Raw genomic sequence first — 12,957 nt, forward strand, 5'->3', positions numbered from 1 at the left:
AAGAGGCAGGTAGGCCCTGCCCGGCGGTTCGGTGTGGGACTGGTGCGGGCCGTTTTGCGCAGTTCCCCGCGCCCCTGAAGCACGCGGGCCCTGCTCGGCGAGCCGGCGTCGGACTGGTGCGGGCCGTTGCGCAGTCCCCCGCGCCCCTGAAGCACGCGGGTGCGCCCTCTCGGTTCTACGAGGGGCGGCCCAGGGCTCGGTAGTTCCAGTTTGCTGCTTGCCAGTGGGAGGGGTTCAGGGTGTTTCGGGCGTCTATGATGTGCCGCCCGGCCACCGTGTCGCCCAAGGCGTGGGGGTCGATGTCCGCGAACTCCGGCCATTCGGTGAGGTGCAGCAGGACGTCGCTTCCGACGGCCGCCTCCGTGACGGAGTCCGCGAAGGACAGCGACGGGAACACCTTGCGCGCGTTGTCCATCGCCATGGGGTCGTGGACGACCACCTCGGCGCCCTCCCGCTCGATGAGGTCGGCCACCGCGAGCGCCGGCGAGTCCCGTACGTCGTCGGAGCCCGGCTTGAAGGCCGCCCCCAGGACCGCGATCCGCCGCCCGCACAGGTCACCGCCGCTCAGCTCCCTCGCCAGGTCGACCACCGCGGTACGCCGCCGCAGGTTGACCTCGTCGACCTGGTGCAGGAACTCCACGGCCCGGCCGACGCCGAGCTCTTCGGCCCTGGCCGTGAAGGCGCGGATGTCCTTGGGCAGGCAGCCCCCGCCGAAGCCGACTCCCGGGCTCAGGAAGCGACCGCCGATCCGGGGGTCGTGTGCGAGGGCCCGCGCCAACGGCAGGACGTCGGCCCCGGCCGCCTCGCACACCTCCGCCATGGCGTTGATGAAGGAGATCTTCGTGGCCAGGAAGGAGTTCGCCGCGGCCTTCACCAGCTCCGCGGTGGCCAGGTCGGCGACCACCAGGGGCACCGGCTCACGCCCGTCCGCCGGTTCGAGCAGCGGTGCGTAGACCTCGCGCAGCAGCCGCTCCGCCCGGTCCGACGCGACACCGAAGACCAGCCGGTCGGGCCGCAGGGTGTCCTGCACGGCGAATCCCTCGCGCAGGAACTCCGGGTTCCACGCCACTTCCGCGTCCTGTCCCGCCGGCGCCAGTTGCGCGAGCCGCGCCCGCAGGCGCGCGGCCGTGCCGACCGGGACGGTGGACTTGCCCACCAGCAGGCAGGGGCGTGTCAGGTACGGGCCCAGCGCCTCCACCGCGCCGTCCACGTACCGCAGGTCGGCCCCGGGCCCGTCGGCGCGCTGTGGGGTGCCGACGCACAGGAAGTGGACGTCGGCGAAGGCCGCGGCCTCCTCGTAGGACGTGGTGAACCGCAGCCGTCCGGTGGCGAGTTGGTCGCGCAGGAGCACTTCGAGGCCGGGTTCGTGGAACGGGAGCCGGCCGGAGGAGAGCGCTGCGGCCTTCTCCACGTCCACGTCCAGGCCCAGGGTCTCGAATCCGAGTGCGGCCATGCAGACCGCGTGGGTGGCTCCCAGGTAGCCGGTGCCGATCACGGAGAGACGGCGGGCGGGGGGCAGCAGGGGCACGGCGGTGGCCGTTCGGGTCTTGTTGCGGGTGTTGTTGCGGGTGTTGTTTCCGGTCGTGATTCCGGTCTTGTTCCGGGGCTTGTGCTGCACAGAGGACTCCATCGTGTCGTCGGTTCCGCGGTGTGTCGTTCACTCTTCCGGGGTGCGCGCCCGCGCCCGGACGGGCTGTGGCTGTGGCGGTGCGGCGGGCTCGCTCTCGCGGGCCCTCGCACTCCGCCGGTCCTGTTCGCGCAGCGCGTCCGTGCTCAGCAGGGCCAGCGCGAGCCAGATCAGGGCGAAGCCGCCCCACCGCGAGGCCGGCATCTCCTCGTGGAACAGCACGACTCCGATGAGCAGTTGCAGCACGGGCGTCAGGTACTGGAGAAGCCCGATCGTGGCCAGCGGCAGCCGCCTGGCCGCCGCCGCGAACAGCAGGAGCGGGGCGACGACCGTCACGCCGCCCGCGGCGAGGAGCACGGCGTGCCAGGGGACGTCCTGGGTGAAGGTGCCGTGCCCGGTGGCCGTGTGGAAGGCGAGTCCGGCCGCGGCGAGGGGCGCGAGGGTGAGGGCCTCGGTGGTGAGCCCGGCGAGTGCGTCGACGTCCTCGCCGACCTGCTTCTTGATGAGTCCGTAGAGGCCGAACGAGGTCGCGAGGATCAGTGCGATCCAGGGCGGCCGGCCGTAGTCGACGGTGACGACGAGCACGGACAGGACGCCTGTGGAGACCGCCGCCCACTGGAGAGGACGCAGCCGTTCCCGCCGTACGAGCACGGCCAGTGCCACGGTGACCAGCGGGTTGACGAAGTAGCCCAGCGACGCCTCAATGACGCGGTCGGTGTTCACGGCGTACACGTAGCAGCCCGAGTTCACCGCGAGTACGGTGGCCGCCCCGGCGAGCGCGGCCACCCGGCGCCGCCGGCGCAGCAGCGCGCGCAGCCGGCCCGCGGCGCCGGTGGCGGCGACCACCAGCAGGCAGACCGGCAGTGTCCACAGGAGCCGCTGCAGCAGGATCTCCAGGGTGCTGGAGCTGTCCAGGAGCCGGAAATACAGCGGGAACAGGCCCCACAGCACGTAGGCGGCCACCCCGTACAGGCCGCCTCGGCGTGTGTCGTTCACCATGCCCGCGGCCCTCTTCCCGGGACGGCTCCCGCGTCCGCGTCCACGAGGTTGCCGCGGGGCCGGAAGCGGCGTATCCGCCGGATCGCCTCCTCCACCACCGTGTCCTCCTTGGCGAAGCAGAACCGCAGCAGGTTCTCGCCGGTCGCCCCCCGGTAGAAGGCGCTGCCCGGGACCGAGGCCACTCCGCCGTGCTCCAGCAGTGCCGTCGCCGCGTCCCGGGCGGTGCCGAAACCCCACTCCGAGACGTCGGCCAGGACGTAGTACGCCCCCTGGGGGACGAGGGGAGACATGCCGGCCGTGGCCAGCGCGTCGCACAGCCGGTCGCGTTTGCGCTGGTAGTCCTCGCGCATCTCGGTGAAGTAGGCGGACGGCAGCGCGAAGCCGGCGAGGACGCCGAGCTGGAGCGGATGGGGCGCGCAGACGTAGTAGAGGTCGTTGACGAGGGCGATCGCCCTGGCCAGCGGCTCGGGCGCGAGGGCGTAACCGAGGCGCCAGCCGGTGATGCTGAACGTCTTGGACAGGCCGGTGATGGTGACCGAGCGCGGCCACAGGCCCCCCACCGTGGCGGGCGAGAGGTGGGGGCGGTCGTCGTAGCGGATGTACTCGTAGATCTCGTCGCTGATGACGAGCAGGTCCCGTTCGTGTGCGACGCGCGCGACCGCCTCCAGCTCGGCCCTGCCGAACATCTTGCCGCTGGGGTTCGACGGCGTGCACACCACGACGGCCCGGGTGGTGGGCCGCACCGCGGCCCGCAGCGCCTCCTCGGTGAGGGTGAACTCCGGCGGTGCCAGGGTGAGGAACTGCGGCTCGAGTCCGGCGACGACGGCGGCGTTGACGTGGTAGCCGTAGTACGGCTCCATGATCAGGATGCCGTCGCCCGGGTCGAGCAGCGCGTTGACGGCCGCGGTGTACGCGCCGGTGGCACCGGCGGTGACCACGACCTCCCCCTCGGGTGCCACCGTCAGGCCGTTGTACCGGGCCGCCTTCTCGGCGATCGCCCGGCGCAGCGCGAGGTGTCCCTCGGGGTAGGTGTAGGTGCTCTCGCCGGCGTCGATCGCCGCCTTGGCCGCCTCGGCCACCACCCCGGGGGTCGGCAGGTCGCAGATGCCCTGTCCGAGGTTGATGGCCCCCAGCCGGTCGCTCTCCCGGCTCATGCGCCGTATGTCGGACTGGGCGAGGCCGCTCAGGCGCCTCGCGGCCGGGAAGGTGGCCGGCCCGGCGCCCGCCGTCCCGCTCATCGGCAGACCTCCTGCCGTGCCGCGACGGGCTCGGTCCGCGGCCCGTCCGTGGAGGTCGTCCGGGCGGCGAAGTCGGCGATCGTCCGGCGCAGCCCCTCCTCCAGGTCGATCTTCGGTTCCCAGCCCAGCAGCGTGGCGGCCCGGGAGATGTCGGGGCGGCGGCGGGCGGGGTCGTCCTCGGGCAGGGGCCGCAGGACCAGTTCGGACCGTGAGCCGGCGAGCCGCCTGATCTCCCGGGCGATCTGCTCGACGGTCGTCTCCGTCGGGTTGCCGAGGTTCACCGGCCGGGCGTCCGTCTCGGTCGCCATCAGGCGGACGACGGCCTCGACCAGGTCGTCGACGTAGCAGAAGGACCGGGTCTGGCTGCCGTCGCCGTACAGGGTCAGGGGCTCTCCGCGGAGCGCCTGGACCGCGAAGTTCGACACCACCCTGCCGTCGTTCTCGTGCATCCGCGGGCCGTAGGTGTTGAAGATGCGGCCGAGCCGGACCTCGACGCCGTACTGCCGCGCGAAGCTCATCGCGAGGGCTTCCGCGCAGCGCTTTCCCTCGTCGTAACAGGCCCTGACCCCGATGGGGTTGACGTGCCCCCAGTAGCCCTCCGTCTGCGGGTGGACCTCGGGGTCGCCGTACACCTCGGAGGTGGAGGCGACGAACAGGCGGGCGCCGGTCTCGCGGGCCAGTTCGAGGGCGTTCAGCGTGCCCTGCACACAGGTGCGGACGGTGCGCACCGGGTTGCGCTGGTAGTGCACCGGGGAGGCCGGGCAGGCTAAGTGGTAGATCTGGTCGACCTCGACGTGGAAGGGCTCGGCCACGTCGTGCCGTTCGAACTCGAAGCGGGGATCGCCGAGCAGCTTCGCCATGTTGCTGCGCCGGCCGGTGAAGAGGTTGTCCAGGCAGATGACCTCGTGGCCGTCGTCGATCAGCCGCTCGCACAGATGTGATCCGATGAATCCGGCACCGCCTGTGACAAGAACACGTGTACGCATACGGGTAGAACCTTCCATGTGACCGTGAGGGGGCGGGGAGGGCCGCGGCGGTCTAGCGCATCGCGAGGCCGCCGTTGCAGTCGATCGTCTCCCCCGTGACGAAGGTGGCGCCGACCAGGTACTCGATGGTGCGGGCGACGTCAGCGACCCCTCCCGCGCGTTTCAGCGGGGTGTTCCCGATGAACCGCCGCATCGTGTCCGCGGACGTCACGCGCTCGTGGAAGCGGGTGTCGATGATGCCGGGTGCCACCGCGTTGACCCGGATGTCCGGCGCGAGTTCGCCCGCGGCGCCGCGTGTGAAGGAGTCCAGGGCGGCCTTGGACGCGCCGTACGCCGTCGCGGTCGGCGCCCCGTGGCGCATCGCGATCGAGGTCACGTTGACGACGCAGGGGTCGTTGCGGCCCCGGCGCAGGAGTCCGGTGCACAGGCCGGTGAGCCGCATCGCGGAGAAGGTGTTCAGCGCGAACGTCGCGGCCAGGTGGTCCCAGGTCAGGTCCCCGACGGACCGGCGCTCGATCATGCCGCCCGCGTTGTTGACCAGGACGTCCAGCGCGTCGGTGTGCCCGCGGACCTCTTCGGCCAGTGCCTCGCAGCCCGCGCCGGTGGTCAGGTCGGCCTCGACCACGTCGACGCCCTCAGCGAGGGGCGCCAGTTCCTCCCGCAGGGCCAGGGCGCCCTCCTTCGCCGTGTGGTAGTGCAGGATGAGCCGGTTCCCGGGGGCCAGCCGCCGCGCCGTCTCGGCCCCGATGCCGCTTCCGGCACCCGTGATCACGATGTTCTTCCCAGACATGCATGCTTCCCATCCGGGCCGGCTGTCACGGCCCACGCTCTCGGCAGGGGATCCCCCGTGCCGCACCGGCCGTTCTCAGTACGAAGTCTGTGGCGCACCCTGCCGGTCGGCGGTGTCACCGAACCTCAGGGCGAGCACCTCGGGCACGTTCATGTTGATGGCGTGCTTCTTCGCCCGGGCGGTCAGCAGTTCGGGCTTGCCCGCCCAGTCGGGCGGCGTCTGCCAGCAGGCGCGGGTCGACCCGGCGAGGATCTCCCGGACCTCGTCCGCGTCCACGGTGCCCGCGGCCCGGGAGTGCTCCAGAGCCAGCGCCAGTTCCTTGCGGGCGTTGACGGCGCACATCGTCCACTTCGGCAGCACGGTCATCGTGGCACCGGAGCCGACGTCGAAGACGCCGATGTTCCGCCGTACCCGCGAGTCCGAGACGGTGTTGATCGCGACCTTGAGGTACGTCCCGAGGATCCGGGACCGGCGCAGCTCCGGGTAGAACTCACGCAGCCGGGTCACCGTCCGCTCGGCGCGCTCCGCCGTCTCCGGGTGGCCCTCGGCGAGATGGCGCGCGTACGGGGCGGGGGCGGCGCCGGTGACCGGGTCCATCAGGAGGTTCATGACGTGTCCGGCCGGCGGGTGGTAGACCATCGCGACGTGCTCGTTGAGCGGGCTGAGCATGCCGCCGTAGGAGTCCTCCAGCTTCAGGCAGGTGAAGTTCTTCTCCGTACCGTCCGGGAGGTCGACGTAGAGGATCTGCCGCAGCGCCATGAACAGCTGCGGGAACTCGATCCGCGGTTCGAGCGACTTGGCCATGCCGAACGCCGCCGTCGCCGAGCACAGGCTCACCTGGTCCGCGACCAGGGTGCGCACGGCACCACCGGCGTCCGTGTGGACGACGTCGTACCGGCCGTCGGGGCGGCGCTCCACCGCCCGTACGCCGCTGCCCTCGCGGAAGTCGACGCCGCACTGCCGCAGTTCCCAGTCGAGCACCGTGGACACGAGCACGGGGTTCATCCCCCGCTGGGGGGTCAGGAACGCGGCGGCCACGTCGTGGACGCCGTCCACGGTGGGGACCTCGCGGCAGACCTGCGCCGGGTCGCCGAAGACGGCGTCGGCCGGGTCCTCCTCGCACCGCCGTGCGTAGTGCGCGCGGATGACGTCCATGTTCGTACGGCACTGGCCGACGATGTCGTGGCCGTCGTCCATCATGCTCCGGGAGGCGATGATGCGGCTGTAGGTCTTGCCGCCGTAGATCGTCTCGGGGAAGAAGCGCTCGTTCTCGATGCGGCCGTCCAGGCAGTCGCGCGCGCTCTGCGGGTCGTAGGGGTACTCGGCGCCGCTGTGGTTCTCGCTGACGATGTTGCTGGTCTGCGTGCAGACGGGGTACGTGCCTTCGGAGCGCGCCCGCTCCCGCTCCAGGACGACGACGTCGTACCCCGCGCGGCTGCGGGTGATCGCGGCGAGGCAGCCGGCGATTCCCGCGCCGATCACCACGTGCAGTTCCTTGCGTTTCATACCTCGCCCTCCCCGTTCCCGTCGGTGTCGTACGTCGCGTAGGTCGCCCGTAGACGCTTGAGCGCGGCGGCGACACCCCGGATGTCGTCCTCGGTGTGGTTGGCCGCGATGCACAGCCGCAGCTGGGCGGACCTGCGCCGGACGATGGGAAAGAAGACCACCGACGCGTAGTAGCCCTCGGCCAGCAGTTCCTCGGCGGCCTTCAGGGCGTTCGCCTCGTCCCCGATCGGCACCATCCGGACGGGGCTGAACGGCGGTGACTGCCCCATCAGTTCGTCGAAGAGCGCCACCCGCTCGCGCAGGGTCCGCTGCAGGGGGGCGATCGCCCCCTCGCGGTGCAGCTCCACGACGGCGCGGCAGGCGTAGACGGCCTGGAAGGTCTGGGCCGCGGAGAACGCGTAGACCTGTCCGTAGGAGCGGATCAGCTGTTCGCGCCACTCGCCCTGGACGAGCAGGCCGCCGCCGTAGGCGCCGAAGCCCTTGGACAGCGAGTAGGTGAGGATGACCCGCTCGGGGATGTCGCCCTCGATCCGGCTGAGGAGCTGGCCCTCGCCGCGCTCGCCGAAGATGCCCAGGCCGTGGGCGTCATCGACGTAGAGCCACAGATCCAGCTCCTCGGCCAGGTCGAGCAGTTCGCGGGCCGGGCACAGACCGCCCATCGAGTAGATGCCGTCGGCCACGTAGACGGGCACCTCACCGCGCGCCCGTGCGGCCTCGGCCTGCTTGCGCAGGTCCTCGAAGGAGTTGTGCGGGACCGTCTCCACCGTCGCCTCGGCGGCGAGCACCGGCTTGAGGTAGGCCATGGACGAGTGGGCGAACTGGTCGAAGATCAGGCAGGCCCGGTGCGTGGCGCCCTCCTCGAAGAGCACTCCGCTGGCGAGGAGCGGCATGAGTGAGATGTGCGCGGTGGTCGTCGAGGGGAAGGTGATGGCCCGTCCGCGGTACAGCGCCGACAGCTCCTCCTCCAGGAGTCGCTGCGGCTCGAAGGAGAAGCGCGAACGGGCGCAGCAGAAGTTCATCCCCCACTCCTCCTCCACGGCCTTCGACGCCGCGATCACGCGGGGGTGCAGGTCGAGCCCGAGGTAGGAGCAGTTGACGAACTCGACCACGCCGCGGCCGTCCGGCAGGTACACCTGTTTCCCTTTGCGGCCGGTGATGCTCACCTGCATCAGGTTGCTCTCGATCGCACGCGCGTACTGGGCGGACGACTCCTTGATGACGAAGGGTGTGTTCCTCAGCCGGACGGGATTAGGGGACAACGCCATGTCGACCTCGATACTTTCGGGAATGGGAATGTCTTCGAAATTCATCTGCCGGCCTTGAGCTCCCGAACGGGAAATGGGCGCAGAGCGACGAGCGTTCCGTGCCGACCGGTCAGGGCAGTCGGAAGGACCGAATTCTGTTGGAACGGTTCCTGGTACAGGTACGGGTACGGGTACGGGTACGGGTACGGGTAATTGATTTCTTGTTTTTCGGCATGCCGGATCGGCAGCGGCAGGTGATCGCCGGATCCGGCCGATCGGACTCAGGAGGGCACAGCGCTCACACCGGTCGTCCGACCGCCGGGCCCTGGCATGCGCGGAAGACCGCCACGCGGTGGATGTGGGTGGGGCGGCGGCACGCGCCACCGGTTCTTTGCCGCCGGGCCCTCGACACCCTGGGCCGCGACCGGCTCGTCCGGCGGCCGACGACGTTTTCGACCGTCAGCACAAAGGCCGGTCCCGCGGTCGAAAACGCGTGTTTGACCTTGCTCACCATCTCCCCCAACTACAGATGACAAAAGGCCGATAAAAAGCCTCTGAGGTGCCGGTCGTGGCGACCGGTCACCAATGCCATCTGTCCCCCGTGGATGAAAATAATTCAACAGTCCAGTACCTGCGCCTGTCAACACCTGACGGCATCGTTCGGCTTTGTCCGGCACACGGGGGTTGAAGCGGAATACCGAGGACACCACGATGATGTGCGGACATCAGCGACGCCGGAATCAAAATGGCAGTGATCCGCGAGAGGGTAAAGAAATGGAAAGCGGGATGCCGGGCACGGCGAGGCGACCGTCCCGCGGCGGGCCGCTCACTCCTCCGATGCCAGCAGCCTGACCAGCTCGATCCGGGACCGTATGCCGAGGCGGTTGAAGACCCCGCGCAGGTGGTGGTCGATGGTCCGCGGACTGAGTAGCAGTCGGGCCGCGATCTCCCGGTTGGTGGCCCCCTCGGCGGCCATGCGCGCCACCGTGAGCTGCTGCGCGGTCAGCAGACCGACCATGCCGGGCGTGCCGGCCGGGGACCGGGCGGGCGCGCCCAGGGCCCGCAGCTCCGCCCGCGCCTCGGCGGCGCAGTGCGGCGCCCCGAAGTACTCGAAGGCCTCCAGGGCACTGTGCAGCCGGTCCCGCGCCTCCGTCCGGCGCCGCAGCCGCCGCAGCGCACCGCCGAACAACAGCTCCGTACGGGCCCGTTCGAAGTCACGGGTGCCGCCGGCGTGGAGGTCGAGAGCCGTCCGGTAGTGGTCGGCGGCCTCGTGCCCGGTCGCCAGCAGGGCCCGGCAGCGGGCGCTCAGCGCGAGGTCGTCCGCGCTGCGCACGACGCGGGCCCAGCGGTCGTAGTCGGCGTGGGCGCTGCGTGCGACCAGGGTGTCGCCGGTGCGGACGGCGGCCTCCACGTAGTGCGGGATGGCGAGGTGGCGGACGGCCCGGTGCCCGTGCCCGGGGCCGAATCCGGCGAGCGCGCGCAACCGGGACGCCGCCGCCGCGTAGCGGCCCGTGCCGAGGTCGAGGAAGGCGAGCGCCCACAGGGCGAGCGCGGCGGGCAGCCCGAGGCCGTGCTCCAGGGCGTGTGCGCGGGCCGTCCCGGCGCGCGCCCGGCAGAGTTCCTCGTCCCCGGTGACGGCGGCGAACATGGCGAGCGCCGCCTGGAGGTGGCAGGCGCCGTTGTCCTGCCCGGTGGCGTACGCCTGCCGCAGGGCCTCCAGCGTGGCGGCCCCGGCGGATCGCGGGCGTCCCGTCCAGAACTCGGCGTACGCCCGGAACTCCATGGCCTGCGGCACGGTCGCGGGCTCACCCAGGGCACGGGCCGAGGCGGCGGCCCGGACGGCCGCGGACGCCGCGCGGGTGTGGTCGCCGAGCAGCAGCGCGGCGATGGAGGAGTGGATCAGCGTGGTGGGGTCGCCGCCGGGTTCGCGGTGTCCGGCGGCTGTTCGCAGCAGGTCGCGGGCGTCCTCGTACCGGCCCTCAAACGCCGCGGTCAGGCCGCCGAGCGTGCCGGGTCCCTCGATCCCGAGCCGGGCGGCGACGGCGGCGGCCTCCCGGCAACGGCGCAGGTCGCCGGTGTAGATGGCGGCTTCGGTGGCACGTGCCACCAGGTGCGCGGCGGTGCCGGGAACGGCGGGGCGCCCGCCCAGCACACCGGTCGCGCCGGCGACCGGCGCACGTGCGCCCGCTCCGACGACCGGGGCGCTTGGGGCCAGTCCGACGACCGCGGCGTTTCCGGCGGCCCCCACGGCCGCAGCACTTCCGGCCGGCACAACGGCTGCCGCGCTTCCGGCCGGTACGACGGCCGCGGCGCTTCCGGCCGGTCCGACGGCCGCGGCGCTTCCGGCCGGTCCGACGGCCGCGGCGCTTCCGGCCGGTCCGACGGCTGCCGCGCGCCCGATCGCACGGCGGGCCGAGCCGGCCGTACTCGGCTCGGCGGTTCGCTCCCCCCTCGGCTCGGCGCTTCGTTCCGCCGCCGCGAGCAGCGCGTCGAACGCCTCCGTGGCGTTCTCCGCGCGTAGAGCGAGCACTCCGCTCAAGCCGTCGACATCCCCGTGCATGGCCAGCCGGCGGGCCCGGTCGCCGTCGCCCGAGCGCCAGGCGTCGGCGGCGGCCCGGGCCAGCAGACGCGGACGTTCGCGCGGGTCCGGGGTCAGGACGGCCGCCCGTTCGAGGAGCCCGCAGGCCAGGGCGTGTTCAGCGGCGGCGCGTGCCTCCTGGGCCGAGGCGCGCAGTTCCGCCACGAGGCGCCTGCTGGGGCCGAGCGCCACGGCGGCCCGGTGCCAGGACCGGCGGGGCGCCTCGCCCTCCCCGCGCAGGACCCGGGCGAGCAGCCGGTGTGTCTCGCGCCGGTCGGCGGCGGACGCCGTCTCATAGGCGGCGACACGCGTCCAGGGGTCCCGGAACACGACTCCGGCGGAGGTCGTACGGGCGAGCCCGGCCGCCTCGGCGTCGTCGAGGAGACCGGTGTCCAACCGGGCCGCGGCGACCGCCCGTTGATAGGCGCGCGTGGCGAACGGGTGCTGGTCGGCGGCGGCGATCAGCAGCAGGCGCCGAGTGGCGGGGGCGAGCGAGCGCAACGCGGGGCGGCGGGAGCGCAGCAGTCCGGGCACCGCGCCGACGGGGTCGGCCGGAAGCGGTTCGAGACCGGCCCGTTGGCGCTCGCCGAGGACGGCCGCGAACTCGGCGGCGGCGAGCGGATCACCGTGCACGGCGCACAGCACCCTGACCCGGACGCCCTCGGACAACGGCGTCCGCGTGTGGGGCCGCGAAGCCTTGTCCGGTTGTTCCGGAACGTTCGTCAGGAGCGGTGGCGAAGGGTGCGGGAGAGGCGGGGGGTTCACCGGGGTCACCACGCCGCTCACGTTACTGGCGGGTTAAGTGGTGCGTAAAGACCGGTGAGTTCACCGATGCGGCGCGCGCGAACGTCACGTCCCCCGGCAGCGGGAGTACGAGACACCCGGCGGTGTCTCCTACGCCAGTTGCTGGTCGAACCGCGACGACGCCGTGACCCCCCACACCGGCGCGATCATCGGCGGCGCCACCGGTGTAGAGGTCGGATGCATCTCGCACACCGGCATGAACAACGACTACGGCGTCCACGAGCGGGTGCGGGACTTCATCGCCTGATGCCCCACGCGTGTGTCCGCGTCCGTCCCGTCGCCCCGCCCGACCGGGACCGCGGGGCGGGCGCCGGGCGTCCGCGGGGCGGGCCCCGGCCCCGGCGTGCGGCGGCGGACGGGTGAGCGGGGCCCCGCGGGGGGACAATCACGGTAGGTCCACACCCCAGGGGGAGGCCTCATGCGATCGCGCGGCTCCAGCACCGCCCAGACCGGCGCGCTGTCCACGGCTCCGGTGCACCACCCGCTGTTCGCCCGCTTCTACGCCCGGTTCAGCGTGGCGGCCGAGCCGACGATCGGCATCCACCGCGAGGAACTGCTCGCCGGACTGTCCGGCCGGGTCATCGAGATCGGCGCGGGCAACGGACTGAACTTCGCCCACTATCCGAGCACGGTCTCCGAGGTCGTCGCGATCGAACCAGAGCGCAGGCTGCGGCAGTTGGCCGTGACCGCGGCACTCCGTTCGGACGTGCCCGTCGACGTGGTGCCGGGGGTCGCGGAGGCCCTGCCGGTCAAGAGCGAGGCGTTCGACGCGGCCGTCGTGTCGCTGGTGCTGTGCAGCGTACGAGATCTGCCGCGCGCCCTCGCCGAGATCCACCGCGTGCTGCGTCCGGGCGGTGAGCTGCGGTTCTTCGAGCACGGCAGTGGCGGCGGCAGGGCGATGGCGGCCGGCCAGCGCCTCCTCGACCGTACGGTGTGGCCGTTGCTGTTCGGCGGCTGCCATGTGGGCCGGGACCCGTTGGGCGCGATCCGGGACGCGGGGTACGAACTCGGCCCTCACCGAGCGATGCTGGTGCCCGAGAAGGGGCCGCGCACCCCCAGCTCGTACTGCGTACTGGGCACCGCCCGCCGCCCCTCCGCCTCCTGAGGCCGCTCCGACGGCGGGGCGGACCGACGGGCGGGCCGGTCGGCGCGTGGCCGGGACCGGTCGGCGCGCGGCCGGGCGGG

At 72.3% G+C, this 12,957-nt stretch carries 9 protein-coding genes and 1 pseudogene; 2 read left to right on the forward strand and 8 right to left on the reverse strand.

What is annotated here, in order from left to right; translation table 11 throughout:
• Nucleotides 1-175: 175 nt before the first annotated feature.
• The 8 genes from K3769_RS03470 to K3769_RS03505 form a co-directional block, all read right to left on the reverse strand.
• Nucleotides 176-1,495, reverse strand: a complete 1,320-nt coding sequence (locus K3769_RS03470) for a UDP-glucose dehydrogenase family protein (RefSeq protein ID WP_267031233.1) — start codon at nucleotides 1,493-1,495, stop codon at nucleotides 176-178.
• A 162-nt stretch (nucleotides 1,496-1,657) separates the two neighbouring features.
• Nucleotides 1,658-2,626 (reverse strand): EamA family transporter RarD, encoded by a 969-nt coding sequence (gene rarD / locus K3769_RS03475; RefSeq protein WP_267024962.1) that lies wholly within the window; start codon nucleotides 2,624-2,626, stop codon nucleotides 1,658-1,660.
• Nucleotides 2,620-3,864 (reverse strand): pyridoxal phosphate-dependent aminotransferase, encoded by a 1,245-nt coding sequence (locus tag K3769_RS03480; protein WP_267024963.1) that lies wholly within the window; start codon nucleotides 3,862-3,864, stop codon nucleotides 2,620-2,622. The genes rarD and K3769_RS03480 overlap by 7 nt, the downstream gene beginning before the upstream one ends.
• Nucleotides 3,861-4,850, reverse strand: a complete 990-nt coding sequence (locus K3769_RS03485; RefSeq protein WP_267024964.1) for a UDP-glucuronic acid decarboxylase family protein — start codon at nucleotides 4,848-4,850, stop codon at nucleotides 3,861-3,863. Before K3769_RS03485 ends, K3769_RS03480 begins: the two co-directional genes overlap by 4 nt.
• A gap of 52 nt (nucleotides 4,851-4,902) precedes the next feature.
• Entirely contained in the window at nucleotides 4,903-5,640 is a 738-nt protein-coding gene (locus tag K3769_RS03490; RefSeq protein ID WP_267024965.1) for an SDR family NAD(P)-dependent oxidoreductase, read from the reverse strand.
• A gap of 75 nt (nucleotides 5,641-5,715) precedes the next feature.
• Nucleotides 5,716-7,146 (reverse strand): FAD-dependent oxidoreductase, encoded by a 1,431-nt coding sequence (locus tag K3769_RS03495; protein ID WP_267024966.1) that lies wholly within the window; start codon nucleotides 7,144-7,146, stop codon nucleotides 5,716-5,718.
• The gene (locus K3769_RS03500) at nucleotides 7,143-8,411 is read right to left on the reverse strand and encodes an aminotransferase class I/II-fold pyridoxal phosphate-dependent enzyme (protein ID WP_267024967.1); all 1,269 of its coding nucleotides are present in this window, start codon (nucleotides 8,409-8,411) and stop codon (nucleotides 7,143-7,145) included. The genes K3769_RS03495 and K3769_RS03500 overlap by 4 nt, the downstream gene beginning before the upstream one ends.
• 805 nt (nucleotides 8,412-9,216) lie before the next feature.
• A complete protein-coding gene (locus tag K3769_RS03505; protein ID WP_308216264.1) occupies nucleotides 9,217-11,637 on the reverse strand; it encodes a helix-turn-helix transcriptional regulator in 2,421 nt (806 codons plus the stop codon).
• Nucleotides 11,638-11,842: 205 nt separating this feature from the next.
• On the opposite strand from K3769_RS03505, the pseudogene K3769_RS03510 reads away from it, so the two are divergent.
• A pseudogene (locus K3769_RS03510) lies at nucleotides 11,843-12,019 on the forward strand (lipase); the annotation flags it as partial.
• Between the two features lie 171 nt (nucleotides 12,020-12,190).
• Nucleotides 12,191-12,877, forward strand: a complete 687-nt coding sequence (locus K3769_RS03515) for a class I SAM-dependent methyltransferase (RefSeq protein WP_267024969.1) — start codon at nucleotides 12,191-12,193, stop codon at nucleotides 12,875-12,877.
• Nucleotides 12,878-12,957 lie beyond the last annotated feature (80 nt).

The sequence above is a fragment of the Streptomyces ortus genome, from assembly GCF_026341275.1.
Lineage (GTDB): Bacteria > Actinomycetota > Actinomycetes > Streptomycetales > Streptomycetaceae > Streptomyces > Streptomyces ortus.